This is a genomic window from Eikenella sp. NML070372 (assembly GCF_001648415.1).
GTDB lineage: Bacteria > Pseudomonadota > Gammaproteobacteria > Burkholderiales > Neisseriaceae > Eikenella > Eikenella exigua.
In genome coordinates, this window is record NZ_LXSN01000007.1 from 56,414 (window position 1) to 80,776 (window position 24,363).

Sequence of the window (24,363 nt, forward strand, 5' to 3'; positions counted from 1 at the left end):
AAACATCAAAAATCTATCATTATTTAGGACTGATCCTCCAAAGTCATTAATAAAAATAACAGTTGAAATTGGCTTGCAGCATTTTACCTAGGCAATTGTGCCTTTGGTGCCGTTGTTTTAACAATTCTCCTGCAAACTCATCAAATTATTACCTGAAATCGGGTTTTGAGGCAAGATTTGTTTACTGGGCGTGAGGTATTTTAGATGATTTGTAGAGCTTAGAGCCTATTGCTTCGTATAGAATTCAATTAGAAATGCTCAGATATTGAATAGCTAGGTAAGATATTTCTCTATAATTGGAAATTATGGCGGATTATTCCAACATATTTACAATATAATAATCGACCAGATATTTGCTGTGTATAGCCAGTAAACCAGCTACAAGTCGGAGTGGTTGCTTTCCTAGTTGACAGCTTGGGCTGGCACACATACAGTCTCTGACTCAGTAGTATGATTGGATACCGAAATCATGACCATATCTGTTTCGCTTGACAAAATCGACCTGAAAATAATTCAGGCCTTGCAACACAATGGCCGACTGAGCAACGTTGAACTGTCCGAACGTGTTGCTCTTTCCCCTTCCCCTTGCCTGCGCCGACTCAAGCAATTGGAGTCCACCGGCATTATCCAAGGTTATGCTGCCTTGGTTCATCCTTCCACCGTGGCTCTCGGCCTGCAGGTGTTTATCCGCGTATCGGTGGATAAAAGCAACCATCTGCGCGATGGCTTTGCCGATTCTGTGAGCAATTGGCCGCAGGTGCTGCGCTGTTTCGCACTCACTGGCGAAACCGACTATATGCTGCACGCTTTTTTCGCCGACATGGCAAGCTTCTCCCAATTCATCCTAGACACCCTACTGGCGCACCCGGGCGTGGTGGATGCACGTTCCAGCTTTGTACTGCAGGAAGTGAAAAATTCCACCGTGCTGCCATTGGACCATTTGCAAATGGATTAGGATAGTTGTTACCAGATATTGTGTGCTTAGAGAGAGTAAAATTTCAGGTAGCCTTTAGTATATGGGCTGCCTGATTTTTTTGTGCGGGCAGTTTGGATTTCAGGGAGGCTCCTTTATTGTAGCTACCTGAAGAGTTAATCTTAATTGCAGATAGTTCCATATAGCCTCACGCGGCTGCAGGGCAGCACTATCCTACGCCACTATTCCATTTTTCCCACTCAATAAAAAGGCACACCGCAAAAGCGGTGTGCTTAAAGTTTTCAGATAGCCCGGAGGTGGAAGAGAAGCTACCTGAAAATGCTGTCTAGCGGATCAAATCGCTATCGGCGTAATCACAGCAGCCTCTAGGCCACTTGCCGCCATTTCTGCTGCTGCTCGCGGTGGTAGTGCCTGAGCGTGTGTTCTTTGCGCCGCCCGCTTGAGAAAGCGGAAACGCGTTTCAGGTAACCGATGACGCGGGTGCCATGGTCAATATCGTGCGAACCACAGGTGGAACAGGCGTGCAGGGTGCGTTTGTCGATGTGGCCGCATTTGTTGCAGATGGTGATGCGCACATTCACGCAGAAGTAGTTGCAGCCGGTTTGCGCGGCGATGTCCAGCAACGAGCGGTAGCCGGATGCGGGCAGGGCTTCGTCCAGGTTCAGGTGCAGCGCGGAGCCGCCATCGAGCCAGTCCACCAGTTCTTTGCCGTGCAGCAGGAATTTGTCGAGCGCGTTGATTTCTTCGTCTTCAACGACGTAGAAATAGGAGTTGTAGCAGTCGCGGCTGACTTTGTAGCCGTCGGCCTTGTCCCATTTGGCGTTTTTCACGCCAAGGTTTTCGGCGGGGACAAATTCGGTGTTGAACTTCACGCCGTAGTGTTTGCTGGCTGCTTGGTTGGCTTCAAATATGGTTTTCAGACGGCCTTGGACGAAGTTGATGTAGTCGTCGTTGTAGCCGACTTTGATGCCTTGCGATTCGGCGGCTTCCGCCATGCCGTTGATGCCGATGGTGAGGAACTGTTTGTCCAGCGTGATGAAGCCTGCGTCATAAACGGGCAGCATTCCGGCGGCTTGGTATTCTTCCATCAGTTTGCGGTAGGCGTATTGGTATTTGTGGATTTTGGCGACTTCTGCGGCAAGGTCGCGTCCGTCTTGTTCCAGCCGGTTCATGTTGATGGTGATGACGTTGATGGAACCGGTCGCCACACCGCCCGCGCCGAGGGTGTAGCTGAAGGTGCGGTCTTCGATGGCGTTGCGCAGGCGGCAGCAAGAAGCCAACGAGTCGGGGTTGTCGGAAAGATAGACGAAGAAGGAATTGCCTTCCGCCAATTCTTTCGCCATTTCGTCGGCAAACACGGTGTCTTTGCATTTGCCGCCGTCGGTCAGCATGGCGGCGGTAACGACGGGAAAGGTCAAAACGGCTTTGCTGCGCTCCTGATTGAACCATTTGAGGAAGAAGTTTTGCAGCTTCGCCACGCTCGCCCACACGGGTTTGCTGAGATCGGGAAAGACGAAATCGCCAAACATCGCGTCGAAATAGTATTGGTCGTAAACGGAAATATTCCAGAACACGCTCTGATAACCGCGCGCTGCGGCGGGCTGGTTGATGCTGTACACCACCTGCTGCATGTGGTTGGCGATTTCTTTGCCGTGGGTTTCCAAATAATTGTCGCCGTAGTCTTTGCGGGCAAAGTGGTCGAAATAGGTCAGAAATTCCACTGTCGCTACTGCGCCGGCAAACTGCGCGCTGATGGCAAACACGAGGTTGATAAATGAACCGCAAAACGATGCCAGATGTTGCGGCGCTTTGGATTCGCCACCGAGTTTGCTTAAACCATCCAGCAGGAAGGGATACAGCGTGGCCGACACGCAATAGGGCTTCAGGCTGGTTTCGTCGTGCACATAGATTTCGTGTGCTTCGATTTGGCGCAGATATTCGTTTGCCACGGATTGGTCGAAAATCTCGGCAATTTTGCGCGACACCTGGGCGCGGTTAATCTGCACGAAAAAGTCTTTCATCAGCTCGGCTTCCATCGTGGCGATGTTCTTCTGCGTTACGTTGGCGTTGGCGTCCATTTTCGAGCCGTCCGCCGCGTTTTGCGCGCCAATGTAATCTTGCATGAATTGCAGTTTGCCGTTTAACTGCTCGGGATGCAGCCGAATCATGTGTACTCTCCTGGTTTGATGTGAAGTTTAGCGTGGGATGCCACTATCGGTGGGAAGCCTGCGTTCAGGCCGGTTGGAAACGTGCGCCCTCGGCAGCCGGTTGCGGGGTGTGCACCAAGGGGATGATTTTGGGGCGGGCGGCAGGCGTGTCTTTCACAAACAGATGGTTCAACACTTCGCCGCTGCGCAAATCGATAAAGCGCTGGTTGGTGTGCGGGCTGTCAAGGCCGCCGAGCTCCATTTTCCAGCGGCCGGTTTTCAGATAGGTGAGCTGCGGAATAATGGCGATGGAGGTGCGCTCCAGTTCGTCTTGCTCCAGGCCGGTATAGAGGCAGGTGTTCAGCCCGGCTTCTCGCACCTGCGCCAGCAGCGGCAGCAGTTTTTCAGGTAGCCACTCGCCACCCATAAACAGCACGCAACTAATCAGCCCGCGATAACGTTCCAAGCGGCTTTGCAGGTATTCGGCAGTCAGTTCGGTGCCCAAACCGCCCTTCCAACTGTCGGCGCTATGGCAGCCTTTGCAGCGCAACGGGCAGCCGGAAAACAGAAACGCCAGCGACACTTCGCCCGGCACTTCCTGCCAAACGATTTGCTCTCGGGTAAAATTCAGCGTTTCCATAGCCCTATCCTTAAAAATACAACATATAGTGCGATAAATTTTTTAAAACACTATATGTTGTGGTGAATTGTCCTGCTTTCGCAGGAAAAATGCAAGCGGCTGCGCCGTTAAATCGGGTTAATGACGAATGCTTTTAAATGAGAACAGCCTCTGAAGGGCAGGAAGATTTTTGTGCAGATAAGAGTTTGTACCCATCCATCATGCCGGGAAAACTGAATCCCTATCTCTCTTCGACAGACACAGAGTTTGACTTAGCTCAAAAGTGCACGGGGCTTGTGGCAGACAGGGGAATGGTTACATGAAGGCGAAGCTTCAACACAATTAAAACGCAACGCAGTTTCTGCAGGGCTAAAACTTCAGGCAGCCTTCAACGTATCAGTCAAAACATACATACCCGAGCAAATTAGTTGGAAAATTTAACGCAATCATGCATAATGCTGCAAAATTTTGCATATGGCGGATGAATACGCTTCCACTGCGACGTTAGCATGCCTTGTATCGAAAACGCATTCCTTTGCTATACCCCTCTTGGCAAAATTTATTTCTCCTCCAACAAAAGGAAACAACCCATGAAAAAATTCGCCCTGCTGCCAATTTTGGCCGCCCTCTCCCTATCCGCCTTTGCTGCCGACAATTACCTCACCAGCCAAGCATCCAACCACACTGAAACCATCAAAAATGAAGACCCTGCCGCACAGCAGCTGTTCCAGCGCAGCATCCGCCTGGAAGAAGGCCAAAGCAACACCACCACACTGGATGTAAAAGCCGGCCAGGTATACACCGTGTTTGCCGACTGCTCCGTGAACTGCTCCAACATCAAATTCAGCGTTACCCAAGGCCGCAACACCCTATTCCGTAAAAACCGTGGCGACGGCTCCCGCTTCACCTGGCAGGCCGAACGCGACGGCCGTGTGGAACTCAACACCGAAATGACCGAGTGCTCACGCAGCCGCTGCCGCTCCATGCTGCAAGTATTTAGCGGCGGCAAAGTAGGCAACAGCGACAACGCAGGCCCCTCCTTGGAAGCCGCACAAAAAGCCACCCGTGAGACGCAGCAAGCTCTCGACAAAAACATCCACGAACTGCCCCTGATTAGCGGCCAACTCACCGACAGCCAAAACCGTAGTGTGGAAATCGAGCTCACCGCCGGCAAGTATTACAGCGTGTTCGGCCGCTGCGACCAATCCTGCGAAGACCTCGATCTCACCCTCAACGCCAATGGCAAAACCATCGCCTCCGACACCGACAGCGACGACGCACCCCAACTGAGCTTCAAAGCTGAGCAAGGCGGCCGCCACCAGCTCAACATCAGCATGGAAGACTGCAACAACAACTCCTGCGCCTACTCCGTGCAAGTGTTTGAAAGCAGCACCGAAACCGATCCCTCCCTGCTGCGTGCCCAGCAAAGCAATGTGAACATCGTGAAAAACCACGACCCGGCCGCCCGCGTGTTCCTCCTACGCCAGCAACGCCTTGCTGCCGGCCAGAGCCACACCGAGCAAGTTAACCTCACCGCCGGCAAAGCCTACACTTTCTACGGCGACTGCGACGACAACTGCTCCGACATCGACCTCACCGTACGCCTCAATGGCCGCGTGGTGAAACAAGACGTATTGGGCGACAGCGTGCCCCTGTTCAGCTACCGCCCCGCCCGCAGCGGCCGCTACAGCGTAACCCTGCCGATGAAAACATGCTCCGCTGCCACCTGCGCCGCCAGCATCCACATCTTTGAAGGCACCAAAATGGTGTACGGCAACAACGGCCGCAACCGCTAACAAACTGAGCCGTCAGTAATCACAAGCAAAGGCTACCTGAAAGCGCAACGCAGCGAAGTTTCTGCGAAGCCAAACTTTCAGGTAGCTTTTTAGATTGCACTCAACAGTTACCCTCGGGCAACAATAGCTAAAGCACTTATTGCTTCATACCGAGCAGCGAGCCGCCGTAGTACGGCAAAGCTTGCCGATACAGTATACAGAAATAAGTGCTTTAACTATGATGGCCATACCGCCCGATCCAACACACCGCAAACCGGCATAGTCATACCGATACACATATCATCAAAGGGCTACCTGAAAATCCAAACAAACACTTTTCAGGTAGCCTTTCTGCCGTGCAAACAACAAACAAAATAAAGCGCATACTGCTTCCAATATACGCTTCTTCCTACCTCACCAAACTTATTTCAAACTGCCTACCATATCGGCAGGACGTACCCAGTCGTCAAACTGCTCGGCGCTCAAGAGGCCGGATTTCACAGCTTCTTCGCGCAGGGTGGTGCCGTTTTTGTGGGCGGCTTTGGCTATTTTGGCAGCATTTTCGTAGCCGATTTTGGTGTTCAACGCGGTAACCAGCATCAATGAATTGTCGAGCTGCTGTTTGATGCGCGGCAGATTGGGCTCAATGCCGGCTGCACAGTGTTCATCAAACGATATGCAGGCATCGGCCAAAAGCTGCGCCGATTGCAGGAAGTTGGCAGCCATCACGGGTTTGAACACGTTGAGCTGGAACTGGCCCTGCGTGCCGGAGAAGGAAATGGCGGTATCGTTGCCCAACACTTGGGCGCACACCATGGCGAGGGCTTCGCACTGGGTGGGGTTGACTTTGCCTGGCATGATGGAGGAGCCAGGCTCATTCTCGGGAATCAGGATTTCACCGATACCGGAACGCGGGCCGGAGGCCAGAAGGCGGATGTCGTTGGCAATTTTGTACAGCGACACGGCCAGCTGCTTCAATGCGCCGTGGGTTTCCACAATGGCATCGTGCGTGGCGAGTGCTTCGAATTTGTTCGGCGCGGTTACAAACGGCAGACCGGTGAATTTGGCGATATAGGAGGCTACCTGAACATCGTAGCCTTTGGGCGTGTTCAAGCCGGTGCCCACGGCGGTGCCGCCTAAAGCGAGCTCGGCCAAGTGCGGCAGGGTGTTTTCCAAGGCGCGGATGCCGTAGGCAAGCTGGGCGGCGTAGGCGGAAAATTCTTGGCCAAGAGTGAGCGGGGTGGCATCCATCAGATGGGTGCGGCCGATTTTCACCACATCGGCAAATGCCTCGGCTTTGGCAGCCAAGGTTTTTTGCAGGCGCTTAACGGCGGGCAGGGTGTGCTGCACTACTTTTTGGTAGGCGGCAATGTGCATGGCGGTGGGATAGGTGTCGTTGGAGGACTGGGATTTGTTTACGTCGTCATTGGGGTGGATAACGCTTTTCTCGCCCAGTTTGCCGCCGTTCAGCACGTGGGCGCGGTTGGAAATAACTTCGTTCAAATTCATGTTGGACTGCGTGCCGGAGCCGGTTTGCCAAATCACCAGCGGAAACTCTTCATCCAGCTTGTGCGCCAAAATTTCGTCACAGGCGGCAGCAATCAGATCGCGCTTCTCAGCAGGCAATACACCCAAGTCGGCATTGGCAAAAGCAGCTGCTTTTTTCAAATAGGCAAAGGCTTCAATGATTTCATGCGGCATGGAAGCAGCCGAGCCGATTTTGAAGTTGTTGCGTGAGCGCTCGGTTTGCGCGCCCCAATACCGGTTGGCCGGCACCCTTACTTCTCCCATGGTATCTTTTTCAATGCGAAATTCCATCACACAGCTCCTGAAGTTTGTTAGATTTCTAAATTCAAAAACCAACTGGGTAGATAAAACACTTAATTACCGCGTTGGCTCACCTTGCCATATTGCTCATACTGTCTGCGGATTATCGCCTTGCATGAAAAATATGCTTCAATTATAGCGGCTTCCAATTATGGCACAACCAAGCGGACACTATCTGCATCATACTGATTCTAAATAACTATACTAAGACATATCCAACTTATTCCTAGCCAAGGGGAATATATCATAAAACCAAGCGGCTTTTCACGGTGGGATATGGAAAATATTAAAACTGGAAACGCCAAAACCCCGCTGCCTTTAAGCAGCGGGGTTTTTTAATATGAAATGGCGCGGTGGACGGGACTCGAACCCGCGACCACCGGCGTGACAGGCCGGTACTCTAACCAACTGAGCTACCACCGCGCGCGCAAAATGGTGGGTGATGACGGAGTCGAACCGCCGACATTCTGCTTGTAAGGCAGACGCTCTACCAACTGAGCTAATCACCCGTATTTCCGTGCACAGCACTAGAAGACAGGTATTACACCAAACTATCCGCGCCATTGCAAGTATTTCTTACAAAAAAATTGCTATAAAATAGCAACACGCTGTTATAAAAGTGAAAAAACTTTTTCAACATTTCACCTGTCAACCTGTCGATAATCTCTCAGCCCACCCGTTTGCGCTATAATGTGCCGTTTAATTAATACCACGCACTATGGCTTTATGAATGCCGTTATCCGTACCCGCCAAATCGACCTCCAAGCCGAACAAGCCCTGCTGGCCGGTGGCACCCCGCCCTTGCTAGCACGCCTGTTTGCCGCCCGCAATGTCCGTTCTCCTGCCGAACTGCATAACCACTTAGCGAGCCTACTGCCCTATCAATCACTGAAAAATATTGATGCTGCCGCCGAACGGTTGGCTTACGCCATCCAAAAGGAAGAACGAATTTTAATTGTGGCCGACTATGATGCTGACGGTGCTACCGCCTGCGCGGCAGGCATTTTAGGCTTGCGCCGCATGGGGGCATGGGTGGAGTTTTTAGTGCCGGACCGTTTCAAACATGGCTACGGCCTCACCCCGCAACTGGCCGAGCTGGCTGCCAAACGAGGTACTCAGCTGCTATTAACCGTAGATAACGGTATTTCCAGCACTGCCGGTGTAGCACGCGCCCACGCATTGGGCATGGATGTGATTATCACCGACCATCACTTGCCGGGCGACACGCTACCTGAATGCATCATCGTTAACCCCAATCAACCGGGATGCACGTTTGCCAGCAAGAATCTGGCCGGCGTAGGCGTAATCTTCTATGTGTTAACTGCCCTACGCGCCCTGCTGCGTACACAGCAATGGTTCAACCCACAAAGGCTACCTGAACCTAATTTGGCCGAGCTTTTAGACTTGGTGGCTTTGGGCACCGTGGCCGATGTGGTGACATTGGATTACAACAACCGAATCTTGGTTAGCCAAGGGCTCAAACGAATGCAGATTGGCAAAACCCGTCCCGGCATTCAGGCGCTTTTCCAGGTAGCCCAGCGCGATATTCGGCAAGCCAAGCCGTTTGACCTGGGCTTTGCCATCGGTCCGCGCATTAATGCTGCCGGCCGTTTGGAAAACATGGAAATCGGCATTGCCTGCTTACTAACCGAAGACCCAGCCACCGCCGCCGAACTAGCCGAACAGCTAAATGAACTTAACCGTACACGGCAAGAAATCGAGCAAAACATGCTACAAGAAGCCCTTGCCCTGGCTGATCAAATCATCGTTGGCAGCAACCTGGGCATTACCGCCTTCCATCCCGATTGGCACCAAGGCGTGGTCGGTATTGTGGCCAGCCGGCTAAAAGACCGCCTCCATCGCCCCTCAATCGTGTTCGCCCCCACAGGCAATGGCGAACTGCGTGGCTCTGGCCGTTCTATCCCCTCATTACATCTGCGTGATGCCATCGATTTGGTGGCCAAACGCCATCCCGAGCTAATTCTAAAATTCGGTGGCCACGCCATGGCTGCCGGCCTCAGCATCCGCGAACAGGATTTTCCCCGATTCCAACAGGCTTTCGAAAACGTGCTGTCCGAACTACTAGATCGAGACTCACTTACCCGCACCTTCCTCACCGACGGCAGCCTGAACCCAGAAGAAATTTCCCTGCACACTGCCGAAACGCTGTCCAACCAAGTATGGGGGCAAGGCTTTCAACCCCCATGTTTCTATAACCAGTTTGAAGTATTGTGGCAGCGGGTAGTTGGCAACGGCCATAAAAAAGCTGGTCTAAACTGCGGCGGACACACTGTGGAAGCCATGTTTTTCCGTTGCACCGAAGAACTCCCGGCCAAAATTCACACCGTATACCGCCCCATCGCCAATCAATGGCGCAATCAATACGAATTACAACTGCATATCGACCACTGGGAGGCAGGCTGATGTGCAATACACAGCCAAAACTCTTATCATTGTCCTCATGGTACACCAACATATCTGGCTGCAGGGGATAATCACTTTTTCCATAAACGGTGCATTCTTACCATGATTTAACTTATAATCGCATCTTAACTATAATACTGTAAAAGCATTCTTACTAAATGTGGACATTGGGGGCGGTATCCTAAAAAGCAAATACCCGCCCGAAATTTCGAAATCCATTCTACTTTACTCAGGCAAATACTATGAGCGTCGGACTATTGCGCATCCTATTTCAAACCAAGCTGATTGAACAGGATCAGGTTGAAAAATACCGAGAAAAGGTTAATCAAAACAAAAATATAATTCCAATTCTAGCCGAAGCCGGCATCATCAAGCAGACAGATTTGGCACAACTTTTGGCCAAGTTGTTCCACTATCCGATTTTAGATTTGTCCCTCTACTCCCGCAGCATGATGGTGCAGGATGTGCTCAACGACAGCCAGATGATGGAGTACCGCTGTGTACCTTTGTTCAAACGCGGGCAAAAACTGTTTTTGGGTGTCTCCGATCCCACTTTGTTGCAAACATACCAAAAGCTCGTTTTCCCTAGCGGCCTAATTGTCGACCTGATTCTGGTAAACGACGAGCAACTAGATCGTCTGCTGGAATTCGCCAGCCAAACATCCACAGCCATTTTGGATGAAATTTCTGCCGATCCCACAGGCGTGGCCGCACCGGCACTCAAGGTGGATGACGAAGAAGAAGACGGCCCGATTGCCAAATTCATCCACAAAGTGCTGTCTGATGCCCTCAACACTGGCGCATCTGATATTCACTTTGAGTTCTACGAAGAAATGGCACGCATCCGCTTCCGTACTGACGGTCAGCTGCGTGAAGTGGTACAACCACCACTGAATATCCGCGGGCAGATTGCTTCACGTATAAAAGTAATGTCCAAAATGGATATTTCTGAAAAACGCGTTCCACAAGATGGCCGTATTCAGATTCAGTTCAATAAAAACCAAAAGCCCATCGACTTCCGTGTGAATACGCTGCCCACCCTATTCGGCGAAAAAATCGTAATGCGTATTTTGAATTCGGATGCTGCCACGCTGAACATCAACCAACTGGGTTTCGAACCTTTCCAAAAAGAATTGCTGCTGGAAGCCATCCACCGCCCCTATGGAATGGTACTGGTTACTGGCCCGACCGGTTCCGGTAAAACCGTGTCACTGTATACCTGCTTGAACATTTTAAATACCGACAGTGTAAACATTTCCACTGCCGAAGATCCGGCCGAGATTAACCTGCCTGGCATCAATCAAGTAAATGTGAACGATAAACAAGGCTTGACATTTGCCGCAGCACTGAAGGCTTTCCTGCGCCAGGATCCAGACATCATCATGGTGGGTGAGATTCGTGATTTGGAAACCGCCGATATTGCCATTAAAGCGGCACAAACCGGCCACATGGTGTTCTCCACCCTGCACACCAACAACGCCCCGGCCACTCTATCCCGTATGCTGAACATGGGGGTAGCACCGTTCAATATCGCCAGCTCGGTTAATCTGATTATGGCACAGCGTTTGGTGCGCCGCCTCTGCACCTGCAAGCAACCAATCGAACGTCCGCCTGCCGAGGCTTTACTGAAAGTCGGCTTCACTGAAGAAGATTTGACCAAGGATGACTGGCAGCTATACCGTCAAGTGGGTTGCGACCGTTGCAAAGGCAAAGGCTTCAAAGGCCGTGCCGGTGTATATGAAATCATGCCGGTTACTGATGCCATGCAGAAAATCATCATCAATAACGGCACCGAGGTGGATATTGCCGAACAAGCCTATGCCGATGGACTGGTGGACTTGCGCCGAGCCGGTATTTTAAAAGCAATGCAAGGTATTACCACCTTAGAAGAAATTCTTGCCAGCACCAATGATTAATTCAAAGATTAATTCAAAGTTCGTTTCATTTAAAAGGGAATCATCATGGCTACAAACAAACGAAACAACCACCCCAAAAAAGTGGCAGGAACCAGCTACGAATTTGAAGGCCGACACATGGAGTCCGAACAAATCGTTCGTGGCGAAGTAGTTGCCAAAGACGAACAGGATGCCCGTGCCAAACTCGCTCGCCGCCGCATCAAGGTTATCAGCCTACATAAAAAGAAAAAAGTTCGCGAAAAGAAAATTACCCAGAGCGACATTACCGTTTTTACCCGCCAACTAGCTACTATGATGAAAGCCGGCCTGCCGGTTATGCAAGCATTTGATATTGTGGCAAAAGGTCACTCCAATGCCTCTATGACCAAGCTTTTGATGGAAGTACGCAACGACATCGAGCAAGGGACGTCTATGGCCAATGCATTCCGCAGGCATCCTAAATATTTTGATGATTTCTATTGCAACCTAGTGGATGCCGGTGAGGCAGGCGGTGTACTAGAAACTCTGCTGGACAAACTGGCCGTATATAAAGAAAAAACCCAAGCCATCAAAAAGAAAATCAAGAGCGCACTGACTTACCCGATTGCAGTAGTGGTAGTAGCCATCGTGTTGGTTATCATCATGATGATGTTCGTATTGCCCGAGTTTAAAAAAGTGTATGACGGTATGAATGCAGAAATGCCGGTACTTACCCAATTCATGATGGGCATTTCTGATTTCATGGTTGCTTACGGCTGGATCGTAATTGTCATTATGATTGGTTCTGTAGTAGCTTTCGTTCAATGGTATAAACGCTCCTTTGACCTGCAAAAACGCATTGATGCCCTATTGCTCAAAATGCCTATTTTCGGCAACATAGTAGAAAAAGGTACGATTGCCCGCTGGGCTCGTACAACCGCCACCCTATTTACCGCTGGTGTACCGCTGGTGGAGGCACTAGAATCCGTAGGCGGCGCATCAGGTAATATTATTTATGAGGAAGCTACTAGAAGTATCCGTAACCAAGTAAACCAGGGTACTTCATTGACCACCGCCATGGGCTCAACCGACCTGTTCCCCAATATGGTTCTGCAAATGGCCTCCATCGGTGAAGAATCTGGCTCGCTGGACGATATGCTGAACAAAGCTGCGGAATTTTATGAGGAAGAAGTAGATATTGCCGTTTCTACTCTATCGTCCCTGATGGAACCGATTATTATGGTGGTATTAGGCAGCATTATTGGTGTGATTCTAGTTGCCATGTACCTGCCACTGTTCAACCTGGGCAGCGTAGTTGGCTAATCTATTCAGTCAACCCATTCCATCTTAATCATCTTAGCCTTTCAGGTAGCCTCCCACGGGCTACCTGAAAATATACCCGCACCACGCCCATGACCAATCTTGATCCCGAAATCTACATCCCCTTCGCCGTCCTGCTTGGCCTGCTGGTGGGCAGCTTTCTCAACGTGGTTATCTACCGCCTGCCGGTCATGCTAGAGAAACAATGGCGTATCGCTGCCAAACAGCATCTTGAACTGCCGCTGGACGAAGAAGACCAAAAACCGTTCAACATCAGCACCCCGCCCTCGCGCTGCCCCAAATGCGGCAGCCCGGTAAAGCCATGGCAGAACATCCCCATCATCAGCTACCTGCTGCTGCGAGGTCGCTGCCATAGCTGCCACACCCCCATCGGCTGGCGTTATCCCGCCGTTGAGCTGCTCACCGGCATCCTATTTGGCATCGTCGTCTGGCGCTACGGCTACACTTGGCTCACCCTTGGCGGCCTCGTGTTCACCGCCATGCTGGTTGCCCTCACCTTTATCGATGCCGATACCCAACTCTTACCAGACCAGCTCACCCTGCCCCTGATTTGGCTCGGCCTGCTGTTCAACTGGCAGGTAGGCTTTGTTAGTCTGCCTTCAGCACTGCTCGGCGCCGTGGTTGGCTATTTGAGCCTCTGGCTGCTGTTCCACCTGTTCAAACTCATTACCGGCAAAGAAGGCATGGGCTACGGCGACTTCAAACTGCTCGCCGCACTGGGTGCCTGGCTTGGGGTTAGTACCCTACCCGTTATTGTTTTCGTGGCCGCCTTGGTTGGCCTAGTTGCCGCCTTGGTGATGCGTGCCGCCAAAGGCCAGCCCATTGCCTTCGGTCCAGCGCTCGCCATTGCCGGCTGGCTGGTTTTCGCTGCCAACAGCTACATCCTGCAAGGTATCCAATGGTGGCTGCACAAATCTGGATTCATCTGACATGACTGCCTGGGTCGGCCTCACCGGCGGCATCGGCAGCGGTAAATCCACCGCTGCCCGCCTGTTTGCCCAACACGGCGTGCCGCTGATTGATGCCGATGCCGTCTCCCGCGCCCTCACCGCAAACGGCGGAGCTGCCCTGCCCGCCATCCGTGCTGCCTTTGGCGAGGCCGTATTCGATTTTTCAGGTAGCCTCAACCGCGCCACCCTGCGGCAACTCGTTTTTCAATCCCCCGAAGCCAAATCCAAGCTCGAAAACATCCTCCACCCGCTGATTCTCGCCGAAATCCGGATGCAACAGCAGCAATATCCCCAAGCCACCTACGGCATCATCGAAATCCCCCTGCTTACCGAGCAGCCTGTTTTTCAAAGCATTCTCCAGCGCATTCTCGTTATCGATTGCAGCGAAGAAACACAAATCCGCCGCACCATTGAACGCAGCGGCCTTACCCGTGATATGATTAACGGCATTCTCACCGCCCAGGTCAGCCGTCAACTGCGCCGCCGCATTGCCGACGACCTCATCAGCAATGAAGCCGGCCTGCCCGAGTTTGCTGCCGCCGTGAAGCGGCAACACCTTATTTACCAACAATTATTCGGTAGTTGAACCATGTCCGCCATCATTACCTTCGAACACCCTCTGTCCGAACGCATCCGCAACTTCCTGCGCCTCGAGCATCTCTTTTCCCGCTTCAACGCCACCGTCAGCCATCCAGACCCTTGGGCACACCACGCCGCCCTTGGCACCCTATTCGAAATCATGGATTGCGCTTCCCGCGCCGAACTCAAGCTCGACATCCTGCAAGAGCTCGAACGCCAACGCCAGCAAATTTCCCAAGCCGAACGCGAGCAATACGACTCCACCCCTGAGCAAGACGACCTCTACCAGGCCACCCAAAACCTGCAAGAAGTACAACAAAAATTCGGCCAACATCTGCGCGAAAACGAATGGCTCATGGGCGTAAAGCAGCGTATGCTCGTATCCGGCGGCACCAGCCCCTTCGACCTTCCCTCTTATCACTACTGGCTGCAACTGCCCTTTGAGCAGCGCGTGGCCGACCTCGGCTGCTGGATTCGATCCCTCACCCCCACCGGTGATGCCATCTCCCTGCTGCTGCGCATCCTGCGCCGCAACAGCATCCGCCTCGAATGCCTCGCCCGCCAAGGCAACTATCAAAACACCAAACTCGGCAGCAACATCCACATGCTCACCGTAGATGTAGCCCAATCCCACCACACCCTGCCCGAGATTTCTGCCAACAAATACTTCACCCATATCCGCTTCACCCAAGCCACCCAAGACAGTCCGCGCGGAAAACAGATCGACACCGACATCCCCTTCCAGCTCAAAATGTGCAGCTTCGACCCCATCGCCGACAAACCATGACCCAGCGCACCGTATCCTGCCCCACCTGCCAAAAGCCTGTACTCTGGAGCGAGAACAGTCCCTACCGCCCCTTCTGCAGCCAACGCTGCAAAATGATCGACCTGGGCACCTGGGCAGACGAAAGCTACCGCATCCCCAACCAGGAAGAGGCCCCGCCCCAGATTGGCGACCACGAATAGTCGACAGAGGCTACCTGAAACCCCAATCCCGCTTTCAGGTAGCCTCAATCTATCCACACCATGAATACCGCCACCATCCACAGCATCGACCACGAAGGCCGCGACGTAGCACGCATCCACGACAAAACCACCTTCATCACAGGCGCCCTGCCCCAAGAAACCGTTGCCTACCAAATCACCCGCAGCAAAAAACACCACGACGAAGCCCAAGCCACCCGCATCCTCACCCCCTACCGCACCACCCCCGCCTGCCCCCACTACAACCAATGCGGCGGCTACACCCTCCAACACGTCCACAGCAACGTACAGGTAGCCTACAAACAACGCATCCTCGAAGACCAACTCCAACGCCTCAGCAAAATCCGACCCAAATTCCTCCTGCCTCCCATCTACGGCCAAGCCTGGGGCTACCGCCACCGTGCCCGCCTCAGCGCCCACCATGGCAGCCAGCACACCATCCTCGGCTTCCAAAGCCGCCGCAGCCACCGCATTATCGATATCCAACAATGCCCCATCCTCGCCCCCCAGCTTGCCGACCAACTGGGCAACACCCGCGCCCTGCTGCAGCAGCTAAACCGCCCACGCCCTCTCCAAACCCTGCACGTACCCTATATCCTCCGCCGCATCGTATACGTTTCCTGCAACCCCGCCACCTTTGCCCGCGATGCCGCCGTACTCGTGGGCAAAGGTTACCGCTTCCGCAACGCCGGCATCGTCAACATGTTCCCCCAAACCGCCCACGTCGAAACCGTCGGCTGCTTCGATTTGGAATAACCCCCGCGCCCGCTATAGCGGATTAAAATGCGAATGGCTCAAAGCGGCGAACCGCAGCCAGCAAGGCAAGCCAGCGCAGTAACATTCTTAATTCCCTAAAAAAGGCTACCTGAAATCTTCAGGTAGCCTTTCCCTTTCCTCCCCGCACCCCCAAACGTGTACAATACGCCATTTCAATATTTCCACCACCCAACACCATGCAACCCTACCTCCACCTCATGCAGCACATCCTCAGCCACGGCACCGACAAATCCGACCGCACCGGCACCGGCACCTGTTCCGTATTCGGCCACCAAATGCGCTTCGACCTCGCCCAAGGCTTCCCCCTGCTCACCACCAAAAAGCTCCACCTACGCTCCATCATCCACGAGCTGCTCTGGTTTCTCAAAGGCGACACCAACATCCGCTACCTGAAAGAAAACAACGTATCCATCTGGGACGAATGGGCCGACGAAAACGGCGACCTCGGCCCCGTATACGGCTACCAATGGCGCTCCTGGCCCGCCACCGACGGCCGGCATATCGACCAAATCGCCAACGTTGTCGAGCAAATCAAACGCAATCCCGACAGCCGCCGCCTTATCGTATCCGCCTGGAACCCAGCCCTTGTCGACGAAATGGCGCTGCCCCCCTGCCACGCCCTGTTTCAATTTTACGTAGCCGAAGGCCGCCTCTCCTGCCAGCTCTACCAGCGCAGCGCCGACGTCTTCCTCGGCGTGCCCTTCAACATCGCCAGCTATTCCCTGCTCACCATGATGATGGCGCAAGTGTGCGGCCTCGCGCCCGGCGAGTTCATCCACACCTTCGGCGACGCCCACCTCTACAGCAATCACTTCGAGCAAGCCAAACTCCAGCTCACCCGCGAGCCGCGAGCCCTGCCGCAAATGCAGCTCAACCCCGAGGTGCGAAACCTGTTCGACTTCCGCTTTGAAGACTTCGAACTGCAAAACTACGACCCGCACCCGCACATCAAAGCGCAAGTGGCGGTGTAATACTGGCGGCAATCGAAAAAAGGCTACCTGAAACTTTCAGGTAGCCTTTTCACATCCCTACTCCAACGGTCCTATGGCACGCACTCGTCCCACACCGCTTCGCCGTCTTCGCTAAACAAATGCAGTCGCAGGCGGCTATCGGGCAGGGTTTCAATACGCAGGCGGCCGCTGCTGCTGTGGGCGGCTCCGGCGAGGGTGAGGAGTTGGCGGGTGTAGGCGATGCTGCTGCGTTCGGTGTAGCGGCCGAGCAGGAAGCCTTTGCGGATGCCGCCGCCTTGGTATTCCGCCCACACGGTGTCGCCGTCTTGGCGGAAGCGGCAGTGTTCGGGCGTTTCGCCTGTATGGTCTGCTTCGGCGGGTTGGAACGCTTTGCCTTCGAGGTTGAACGGGGCTTGGCCGGTTGCGGCGGGGGCGGGGCTTTGGCGGAAATGGAGCAGCAGGTCGCGGAAAACGTCGGGGTCTTTCACGAAGGTCATTTCGCCGCCCTGCGGGAAATGGTAGTCGAGCAGGCGGGATACCCAGAAACGGATGCAACCGGCGCGGTGGGCGGTGGGCAGGTAGGCCTGTTCGGCGGGGGTGAGGGGGCGCACGCTTTGATAGCCGCGCATAAAGGCTTGCTGCAACTGCGGGTCGATGCGGTTGTCGGCCAGGCGCGCCCAGTCGTTTACGGCGATGGCGAGGTCGTATATGAAGCTGCCGTTGCAGGCGTAGTAGAAATCGATGAAGCCGGCTACCTGAATGCCGTCGAGCAATACGTTGTCTTTGAACAGGTCGGCGTGGATGATGCCGTGGGGCAGGTGGCTGTCGGGGTGGGCGGCAAGAAAAGCAATTTCGTCTTGCAGCAGCGCGGCATCTTCACTGCTCAGGCAAGGCAGCAGGCGGCGGCTTTCGGCTTCCCACCAGGCGGCGTGGCGAGGGTTGGGCATGCTTTGGCCGAAGCTCTGCCCTGCAATATGCATTTTGGCGAGCATAGCGCCGGTGTGGAAGCATTGGGCGGCATCGGGCACGGCGGTGTCGCGGCCGTTGAGGAAGGTGGCGAGGCAGGCGGGTTTGCCGGCAAGCGTGCTCTCGAAGCGCCCGTCGCGGCGGGGGATGGGCGCGGGGCAGGCTACGCCGTTGCGGCTAAGGTGCTGGCTGAGATCCATGAAAAAGGGCAGCTCTTCGCGGGTGAGCACCTCGAAGATGGTGAGCACATAGCGGCCGCAGTCGGTGTCGAGGAAATAGTTGCTGTTGGTCACGCCTTGGGCAATGCCTTGCAACGACACGAAGCTGCCTAAGTCGTAGTCTTCTAAAAACTGGCGGATTTCTTGATCGGAAACGCTGGTGTAAACAGACATGGCGGGCATCGCGGCAAAGTGGTTGTGGAACGGGCATTCTAGCAAATGAAACAGCAGGCAGGCTACCTGAAAGCGCAAGCTTCGGCATCCGTCAGAAACCGTATGCCTCGGTAAAATAATATCGCAATAATTTCCAGCTGCCAGCCCCACAACGGGCTAATCCGGCTGTTGCCAAACTGCACCGTTTGCCTTGCCCGCGCTGCTTTCAGGTAGCCTTGTTCAGGCAGGCCAATCCAAGTGAGAGTTATAATATAACATGATTTAAATCAATAAGTTATTTTGCTTTGAAACCTTGACTGCCAGCTTGGAAAAAGTGCATACTCACGATTGAGTAGTCCCCCTAATCAACCAATCAGCACAAGGATCATAGCCATGAAAATGAAAGCAGCTGTTGTTACCCCCCAATGCGACGGTAACGTAGAAATCGTTGAGCGCGACATTCCTGCCGTGGGCGCAGGTGAAGCGCTGGTGGAAGTAGAATACTGCGGCGTGTGCCACACCGACTTACACGTGGCTGCCGGCGACTACGGTAAAAAACCCGGCCGCGTGCTCGGCCACGAAGGCATCGGCATCGTGAAACAGATTGCGCCCGACGTAACCACCCTGAAAGTGGGCGACCGCGTGAGCATTGCCTGGTTGTTTGCCAGCTGCGGCCACTGTGAATACTGCATCACCGGCCGCGAAACCTTCTGCCGCAGCGTGCTGAACGCCGGTTACACCGCCGACGGCGGCATGTCCACCCACTGCGTGGTGAAAGCCGATTATGCGGTGAAAGTGCCGGAAGGCCTCGACCCTGCTCAGGCTTCCAGCATCACCTGCGCCGGCGTAACCACCTATAAAGCCATCAAAGTGGCCGGCGCTGCGCCCGGCCAGTGGATTGCCATCTACGGCGCCGGCGGCTTGGGTAACCTGGCCGTGCAATACGCCAAGAAAGTATTCGGCGCACACGTGATTGCCGTGGACATCAACGACGACAAACTGGCCCTGGCCAAAGAATCCGGCGCTGATTTGATTGTGAACCCAGCCAAACAAGACGCTGCCAAGTTCATTCAAGAGAAAACCGGCGGCGCACACTCCGCCGTGGTAACTGCCGTGTCTCGTGCTGCATTCAATTCCGCAGTAGATTGCGTGCGCGCTTGCGGCCGCGTAGTAGCTGTTGGTCTGCCGCCCGAAACCATGGATTTGTCGATTCCGCACCTGGTGCTGGACGGCATCGAAGTGGTGGGCTCACTGGTGGGCACGCGCAAAGACTTGGAAGAAGCCTTCCAATTCGGTGCCGAAGGCATCGTGGTGCCCATGGTGCAGCTGCGCCAGCTGGACGAAGCCAACACCATTTTCCAAGAAATGCGCGATGGTAAAATCCAAGGCCGTATGGTTATCGACATGAAAGCCTGCGGTTGCCATCACTAAACCTTAGGCTGTAAACAAACAGGCCGCTCCCAAAAACGGGGCGGCCTGTTTGCTTTGCGGGAGGCTACCTGAAAATTGAAATCAACGCGTAGGCCATGTGCAGAACACCCCCCTACCAATGCAAGCTACGCTCGCTGCCGCACCAGCCATTTCGGCATCACCACCGAGCCTACCGTGGCCGAAATCACCAGCACCACGCCCGCCAGCGACATAGCCGAAATACGCTCACCCAAAATCAACACCGCCAGCAGCGTGCCGAAAATCGGCTCCGAGGCCGTCAGCATGCCAGATACGTTCGACGACACACTAGTCATGCCCTTGTTCCAACAAGTGTACGACAACCAACTGCAACACACACCCAAATACAGCAGCCCCAACGTGCCCGGCAAATTCCAGCCAATGTGCAAATCATCCGCGAGCAGCAGGCTCACCGGCAAACACAACAAAGGCGCCATCCCCATCGACAGCGACGTAAACGCCGGTGCACCGATGGCCGCGATCATCTTCTGTGTCGGGCGCAACGTGGCACAGAACACCACCCCGCCGCCCAACACCATCAAGCAGCCCAGCAAACTGATGTCGCCACCCTCGCCGCCGCCCACAATCAAAAGCGCCACACCGATAAAGGCCAGCAGCCCGCACAGCCAGTGGTACCACTCGGCACGGTCGTGAAAAAAGAAATGGCCGATAAACACCGTTAACAGCGGTTCCAGCCCCGCAATGGTGGACGTGCTCGCCGCTGAAGTAAACTTCAGTCCCCCAAACTGCAAAGCCAGCACCACCACATAATTCCAAAACGACAGCCACAACAGCCCCGGCCAATAGCGCCGTTCAATAGTCCGCCAATAGCGCAGGCAAGGCGGCAACACCAGCAAAGCCGCAATCCCCAGCCGGAACAGCAGCATCATCAGCGGATCCATCATCGTGTAGGAATATTTGGCCGCAATGAAAGCACTACTCCATAAAAGCAACGCAATAACTTGGTAAAACACAGCGCCTCCTCAGGCATACCCTGCCGAAAACCATTGTGCAAGCAGTTTACTGCGCCAGCATGCCTGCCCGCAAGGATAGAAAAGGCTACCTGAAAACAGCAACGCGGCATGTTTCCTTCGTTGCAACCCACGTTTTCAGGTAGCCTTTTTGCCGCATCCGGCACACGCCCGCTCAATGCCCGGCCACGGCCATCTGTTCGAGCAGCAGGGAACCGGTTTTGTGGGCGCTGCGTTTGAGGGCGTCGTTGGCGGCGCCGGCGATGTTGGGTAGCATGTCTTGCAGGCGGCCGGCGATGGTGATTTCCTGCACGGGGTAGGCGATTTGGCCGTTTTCCACCCAAAAGCCGGCGGCGCCGCGCGAGTAGTCGCCGGTGAGGGTATTGACGCCTTGGCCCATGAGTTCGGTAACGAGCAGGCCGCTGCCCATTTCGCGCAGGAGCTCGGCCTGGCTTTGGTGGGTGTGGCTGAGGATGAGGTTGTGGGCGCCGCCAGCGTTGGCGGTGGTGGGCAGGCCGAGTTTGCAGGCGCTGTAGCTGCTGAGGAAGTAGCCTTGGATGATGCCGTTTTCAATCACGAAGCGGGGGCGGGTGGCGACGCCTTCGGCATCGAAGGCGGTGCTGGCCAGCGCTTTGGGCAGGTGTGGCTCTTCGCGCAGGCTGAGTGCGGCGGGGAGGATTTGGCGGCCAATGCTGTCTTGCAGGAAGCTGGTTTGGCGGTAGAGCGCGCCGCCGCTGAGCGCGCCGGCGAGGTGGCCGATGAGGCTACCTGAAACGGTGGCATCGAATAGCACGGGGTAGCTGCCGGTGGGCAGGCTTTTGGCACCGAGGCGCTGCACGACGCGGCGGGCGGCGGTTTGGCCGATGTGTTCGGGCGTGTCCAAATCGGCGCTGCTGCGGGCGAGGTCGTACCAATAATCGCGCTGCATGCCGCTGCTGCTGCCGGCCACCACGCTGCAAGACAGGCTGTGGCGGCTGCTGCGCTGGTATTGCATAAAGCCGTGGCTGTTGCCATACACGTATTGATAATGGCCGGTTTGGATGTGAGCGCCTTCGGAATTGGTAATGCGGGAATCGGCGGCGCGGGCGGCGGCTTCGCTGCGGCGGGCGAGCTCGGCGGCTTCGGCGGTGCTCAGCGGCCATTCGTGGTAGCTTTGCAAATCGGGAAATTCGGTGGCCATCAGGGCGGCTTCGGCCAGTCCGGCGCAGGGGTCTTCGGCGGTGTAGCGGGCAATGTCGAGTGCGGCGCACACAGTGTCGGCAATGGCGGCGGGGGAGAAATCGGCGGTGCTGGCGCGGCCTTTGCGCCGGCCTACATACACGGTGAGGTCGAGCGATTTGTCTTGCTGGTATTCGATGTGCTCGATTTCCTGCAGCCGCACCTGCACGGATTGGCCGATGGATTCGCTCACGTCGGCTTCGGCTGCGGTGGCGCCGTCGGCTTTGGCCAGCTCGAGGGCTTGGGCGCAAACATCGCGCAGGGTTTGCTCGCTGTGGTTGAACATGGTGGTGTGCCCGTATCAAATGAAAACGCCGTATTGTACCTGAGCCGATGCTAAATTTTCAGGTAGCCTGACAGCAGAACTATAATGCGCCTGTTTTTTCTTAACGGCCTATCCAACCATGCCTACCCCTTTCGATATAGTCTTCTTTGGCGGCACCGGCGACCTCGTGATGCGCAAGCTGCTGCCCGCCCTCTATCAAGCCCACGCCGCCGGCACGCTGCACCCGGGCGGCCGCATCATCGGCCTCGGCCGCCGCGATTTAGGGCGCGAAGGCTACCTGAAAAAAATAGAGGAATCCGCCCCGCAACCCGCATCGTGCTGGAAAAACCGCTCGGCCACGACCTCGCCTCCGCGCAAAGCATCAACACCGCCGTGGCCGCCTTCTTCCGCGAAGAGCAGATCTACCGCATCGACCATTATCTAGACAAAGAGCCCGTGCAAAACCTGCTTGCCCTGCGCTTTGCTAACCGCCTGTTCGAACCCCTGTGGTGTGCCGCCCAAATCCGCGCCGTGGAAATCACCATTACCGAAGAACTCGGCGTGGAAAAACGCGGCGAGTTCTACGACCAAACCGGCGCCCTGCGCGATATGCTGCAAAACCACCTGTTGCAGCTTTTGTGTTTCACCGCCATGGAGCCGCCGCCGTCCCTCGGCGACAGCGACGTGCGCAACGCCAAGCTCAACGTCTTGCGCGCACTCAAGCCCTTCAACGCCTACAGCGTGCGTGCCGATGTGGTGCGCGGCCAATACACCGCCGGCCAAATCCAGGGCGAAAACGTGTGCGGCTACCGCGAAGAAGCCAACGTAGCCCCGCAAAGCCGCACCGAAACCTTCATCGCCCTGCGCGCCGAAATCGACAACCCGCGCTGGCGCGGCGTGCCCTTCCTATTGCGCAGCGGCAAACTCCTGGCCGGGCGCTTGGCCGAAATCGTGCTCCACTTCTGGCCGGAAGCCACCCCGTATTCGGCTGCGGCGGCTCGCCCAACCGCATCAGCGTGCGCCTGCAGCCGCAGGAATCCGTGAAGCTGTTCCTGCAAATGAAAGCCCCCGGCACCAGCCTGTGCGTGCACGAAGCCGCACTGGATTTGGACTTGCTCAAAATCTTCCCCGAACGCCGTGCCGACGCTTATGAGCGCCTGCTGCTCGACGCAACAGACGGCAAACTCGCCCTCTTTATGCGCAGCGACGAACTCGAAGCCGCCTGGCACTGGCTCCAGCCCGTGCTCGACGACTGGGCGGCACGCCAACCCGAACCCCAGCCCTACCCTGCCGGCAGCCACGCTCCCGAAGCCGCCATCGAAATGGCCGCTGCTTGCGGAGTGGATTGGCGCAATCGCTAGATCAAAAGGCTACCTGAAAACGAGATATCAAAAATAGACAGTTTTCAGGTAGCTCCAAGTTTGCGGATGTGGTGTTTATGACACGTTGTGAAACGGGGTTCAGCAGGTAAAAAATTCACGCAAAGCTAGGTATCAAGCTACTCTCAGGCAAATCAAAAGTCTTTGTTTCGAGTAATGTTTCTATTAAAAATAGCAGTATATGCCGTTTATTTGATTTAACTACAGGTTTAAGCGGTTTTACCAAGTAGTGATTGCTCCTATAATGCCCCAAAGTTAAGGTGGGAATCTTTGCCAATTTGCAGTTTTGCAAGGTTTCCGTTTCGGTTTAGTTGCCGCTAGGCAGCCTCTTTGGGAGAAATAGAGCATGAGTACACCGAACCCAAACCCTTCAACCGCGGCCAACCCTGCTACCACGCAGGCCAACAAAAACAAAATCCGCCGCAATTTAAAAACCCGCCATCTTTCGATGATCGCCATCGGCGGCAGCATCGGCACCGGCCTGTTTATGGCCAGCGGCAGCGCCATCCATATGGCAGGCCCGGGCGGCGCATTGGTGGCTTATGCCGCCATCGGCCTGATGG

Annotated in this window: 17 protein-coding genes, 2 tRNA genes and 3 pseudogenes; 14 read left to right on the top strand and 8 right to left on the bottom strand. The window is 54.8% G+C overall.

Features of this window, described 5'->3' with window-relative positions; genetic code table 11:
• Positions 1 to 469: 469 nt before the first annotated feature.
• Positions 470 to 955 carry an Lrp/AsnC family transcriptional regulator gene (locus A7P97_RS08545; RefSeq protein WP_067441972.1) on the top strand — a complete coding sequence of 162 codons (486 nt, stop codon included), beginning with the start codon at positions 470 to 472 and terminating at the stop codon, positions 953 to 955.
• 344 nt (positions 956 to 1,299) lie between these two features.
• On the opposite strand, the gene nrdD is transcribed toward A7P97_RS08545, so the two are convergent.
• Positions 1,300 to 3,102 carry an anaerobic ribonucleoside-triphosphate reductase gene (nrdD, locus tag A7P97_RS08550; RefSeq protein ID WP_067530132.1) on the bottom strand — a complete coding sequence of 601 codons (1,803 nt, stop codon included), beginning with the start codon at positions 3,100 to 3,102 and terminating at the stop codon, positions 1,300 to 1,302.
• A gap of 64 nt (positions 3,103 to 3,166) precedes the next feature.
• Positions 3,167 to 3,721 carry an anaerobic ribonucleoside-triphosphate reductase activating protein gene (gene nrdG, locus A7P97_RS08555; protein ID WP_067530133.1) on the bottom strand — a complete coding sequence of 185 codons (555 nt, stop codon included), beginning with the start codon at positions 3,719 to 3,721 and terminating at the stop codon, positions 3,167 to 3,169.
• A gap of 569 nt (positions 3,722 to 4,290) precedes the next feature.
• Between nrdG and A7P97_RS08560 the strand changes: the two genes are divergently transcribed.
• Positions 4,291 to 5,496 carry a hypothetical protein gene (locus tag A7P97_RS08560; protein ID WP_067530134.1) on the top strand — a complete coding sequence of 402 codons (1,206 nt, stop codon included), beginning with the start codon at positions 4,291 to 4,293 and terminating at the stop codon, positions 5,494 to 5,496.
• A 402-nt stretch (positions 5,497 to 5,898) separates the two neighbouring features.
• Here A7P97_RS08560 and fumC read toward each other — a convergent pair whose 3' ends face one another.
• From fumC to A7P97_RS08575, 3 genes are all read right to left on the bottom strand, one after another.
• A complete protein-coding gene (gene fumC / locus A7P97_RS08565) occupies positions 5,899 to 7,293 on the bottom strand; it encodes a class II fumarate hydratase (protein WP_067530135.1) in 1,395 nt (464 codons plus the stop codon).
• Positions 7,294 to 7,648: 355 nt separating this feature from the next.
• Positions 7,649 to 7,725: transfer RNA gene (locus tag A7P97_RS08570), tRNA-Asp, on the bottom strand.
• 10 nt (positions 7,726 to 7,735) lie between these two features.
• Positions 7,736 to 7,811 (bottom strand) — tRNA-Val (locus A7P97_RS08575).
• A 217-nt stretch (positions 7,812 to 8,028) separates the two neighbouring features.
• Between A7P97_RS08575 and recJ the strand changes: the two genes are divergently transcribed.
• The 9 genes from recJ (at position 8,029) to A7P97_RS08620 (ending at position 17,202) form a co-directional block, all read left to right on the top strand.
• Positions 8,029 to 9,726 carry a single-stranded-DNA-specific exonuclease RecJ gene (gene recJ / locus A7P97_RS08580; protein WP_067444245.1) on the top strand — a complete coding sequence of 566 codons (1,698 nt, stop codon included), beginning with the start codon at positions 8,029 to 8,031 and terminating at the stop codon, positions 9,724 to 9,726.
• Positions 9,727 to 9,968: 242 nt separating this feature from the next.
• The gene (gene pilB, locus A7P97_RS08585; RefSeq protein ID WP_067449272.1) at positions 9,969 to 11,642 is read left to right on the top strand and encodes a type IV-A pilus assembly ATPase PilB; all 1,674 of its coding nucleotides are present in this window, start codon (positions 9,969 to 9,971) and stop codon (positions 11,640 to 11,642) included.
• A 45-nt stretch (positions 11,643 to 11,687) separates the two neighbouring features.
• Entirely contained in the window at positions 11,688 to 12,923 is a 1,236-nt protein-coding gene (locus A7P97_RS08590) for a type II secretion system F family protein (RefSeq protein WP_067530136.1), read from the top strand.
• An 89-nt stretch (positions 12,924 to 13,012) separates the two neighbouring features.
• Positions 13,013 to 13,870: an A24 family peptidase gene (locus A7P97_RS08595; RefSeq protein ID WP_067449268.1), complete on the top strand. Its 858-nt coding sequence runs from the start codon at positions 13,013 to 13,015 to the stop codon at positions 13,868 to 13,870.
• Between the two features lies 1 nt (position 13,871).
• Positions 13,872 to 14,477: a dephospho-CoA kinase gene (gene coaE / locus A7P97_RS08600; protein ID WP_067530137.1), complete on the top strand. Its 606-nt coding sequence runs from the start codon at positions 13,872 to 13,874 to the stop codon at positions 14,475 to 14,477.
• Between the two features lie 3 nt (positions 14,478 to 14,480).
• On the top strand, positions 14,481 to 15,257 hold the full coding sequence (gene zapD / locus A7P97_RS08605) for a cell division protein ZapD (RefSeq protein ID WP_185737496.1): 777 nt from the start codon (positions 14,481 to 14,483) through the stop codon (positions 15,255 to 15,257).
• The gene (yacG, locus tag A7P97_RS08610) at positions 15,254 to 15,436 is read left to right on the top strand and encodes a DNA gyrase inhibitor YacG (RefSeq protein ID WP_067530138.1); all 183 of its coding nucleotides are present in this window, start codon (positions 15,254 to 15,256) and stop codon (positions 15,434 to 15,436) included. Before zapD ends, yacG begins: the two co-directional genes overlap by 4 nt.
• A gap of 60 nt (positions 15,437 to 15,496) precedes the next feature.
• On the top strand, positions 15,497 to 16,210 hold the full coding sequence (locus A7P97_RS08615) for a hypothetical protein (protein WP_067530139.1): 714 nt from the start codon (positions 15,497 to 15,499) through the stop codon (positions 16,208 to 16,210).
• Between the two features lie 197 nt (positions 16,211 to 16,407).
• The gene (locus tag A7P97_RS08620) at positions 16,408 to 17,202 is read left to right on the top strand and encodes a thymidylate synthase (RefSeq protein ID WP_067530140.1); all 795 of its coding nucleotides are present in this window, start codon (positions 16,408 to 16,410) and stop codon (positions 17,200 to 17,202) included.
• Positions 17,203 to 17,624: 422 nt separating this feature from the next.
• Here the strand turns inward: A7P97_RS08620 and thrB are convergent.
• Positions 17,625 to 18,539 (bottom strand): annotated as a pseudogene (gene thrB, locus A7P97_RS08625) (homoserine kinase); the annotation flags it as partial.
• A 372-nt stretch (positions 18,540 to 18,911) separates the two neighbouring features.
• Between thrB and adhP the strand changes: the two are divergent.
• The gene (gene adhP, locus A7P97_RS08630; protein ID WP_082887655.1) at positions 18,912 to 19,949 is read left to right on the top strand and encodes an alcohol dehydrogenase AdhP; all 1,038 of its coding nucleotides are present in this window, start codon (positions 18,912 to 18,914) and stop codon (positions 19,947 to 19,949) included.
• A 125-nt stretch (positions 19,950 to 20,074) separates the two neighbouring features.
• On the opposite strand, the gene A7P97_RS08635 is transcribed toward adhP, so the two are convergent.
• Positions 20,075 to 20,941, bottom strand: a complete 867-nt coding sequence (locus A7P97_RS08635) for a DMT family transporter (RefSeq protein WP_067530141.1) — start codon at positions 20,939 to 20,941, stop codon at positions 20,075 to 20,077.
• Between the two features lie 172 nt (positions 20,942 to 21,113).
• On the bottom strand, positions 21,114 to 22,442 hold the full coding sequence (gene pmbA, locus A7P97_RS08640; RefSeq protein WP_067530142.1) for a metalloprotease PmbA: 1,329 nt from the start codon (positions 22,440 to 22,442) through the stop codon (positions 21,114 to 21,116).
• 118 nt (positions 22,443 to 22,560) lie between these two features.
• On the opposite strand from pmbA, the pseudogene zwf reads away from it, so the two are divergent.
• Both zwf and A7P97_RS10250 read left to right on the top strand, forming a co-directional pair.
• Positions 22,561 to 23,782: pseudogene (gene zwf, locus A7P97_RS08645) on the top strand (glucose-6-phosphate dehydrogenase).
• Between the two features lie 364 nt (positions 23,783 to 24,146).
• Positions 24,147 to 24,363 (top strand): annotated as a pseudogene (locus tag A7P97_RS10250) (gamma-aminobutyrate permease); the annotation flags it as partial.

Excerpts from the sequence above, each read along its gene's own strand:
- A7P97_RS08545 (WP_067441972.1), top strand. The coding sequence starts at position 470 with ATGACCATATCTGTTTCGCTTGACAAAATCGACCTGAAAATAATTCAG.
- nrdD (WP_067530132.1), bottom strand. The coding sequence starts at position 3,102 with ATGATTCGGCTGCATCCCGAGCAGTTAAACGGCAAACTGCAATTCATG.
- nrdG (WP_067530133.1), bottom strand. The coding sequence starts at position 3,721 with ATGGAAACGCTGAATTTTACCCGAGAGCAAATCGTTTGGCAGGAAGTG.
- A7P97_RS08560 (WP_067530134.1), top strand. The coding sequence starts at position 4,291 with ATGAAAAAATTCGCCCTGCTGCCAATTTTGGCCGCCCTCTCCCTATCC.
- fumC (WP_067530135.1), bottom strand. The coding sequence starts at position 7,293 with ATGGAATTTCGCATTGAAAAAGATACCATGGGAGAAGTAAGGGTGCCG.
- recJ (WP_067444245.1), top strand. The coding sequence starts at position 8,029 with ATGAATGCCGTTATCCGTACCCGCCAAATCGACCTCCAAGCCGAACAA.
- pilB (WP_067449272.1), top strand. The coding sequence starts at position 9,969 with ATGAGCGTCGGACTATTGCGCATCCTATTTCAAACCAAGCTGATTGAA.
- A7P97_RS08590 (WP_067530136.1), top strand. The coding sequence starts at position 11,688 with ATGGCTACAAACAAACGAAACAACCACCCCAAAAAAGTGGCAGGAACC.
- A7P97_RS08595 (WP_067449268.1), top strand. The coding sequence starts at position 13,013 with ATGACCAATCTTGATCCCGAAATCTACATCCCCTTCGCCGTCCTGCTT.
- coaE (WP_067530137.1), top strand. The coding sequence starts at position 13,872 with ATGACTGCCTGGGTCGGCCTCACCGGCGGCATCGGCAGCGGTAAATCC.
- zapD (WP_185737496.1), top strand. The coding sequence starts at position 14,481 with ATGTCCGCCATCATTACCTTCGAACACCCTCTGTCCGAACGCATCCGC.
- yacG (WP_067530138.1), top strand. The coding sequence starts at position 15,254 with ATGACCCAGCGCACCGTATCCTGCCCCACCTGCCAAAAGCCTGTACTC.
- A7P97_RS08615 (WP_067530139.1), top strand. The coding sequence starts at position 15,497 with ATGAATACCGCCACCATCCACAGCATCGACCACGAAGGCCGCGACGTA.
- A7P97_RS08620 (WP_067530140.1), top strand. The coding sequence starts at position 16,408 with ATGCAACCCTACCTCCACCTCATGCAGCACATCCTCAGCCACGGCACC.
- adhP (WP_082887655.1), top strand. The coding sequence starts at position 18,912 with ATGAAAATGAAAGCAGCTGTTGTTACCCCCCAATGCGACGGTAACGTA.
- pmbA (WP_067530142.1), bottom strand. The coding sequence starts at position 22,442 with ATGTTCAACCACAGCGAGCAAACCCTGCGCGATGTTTGCGCCCAAGCC.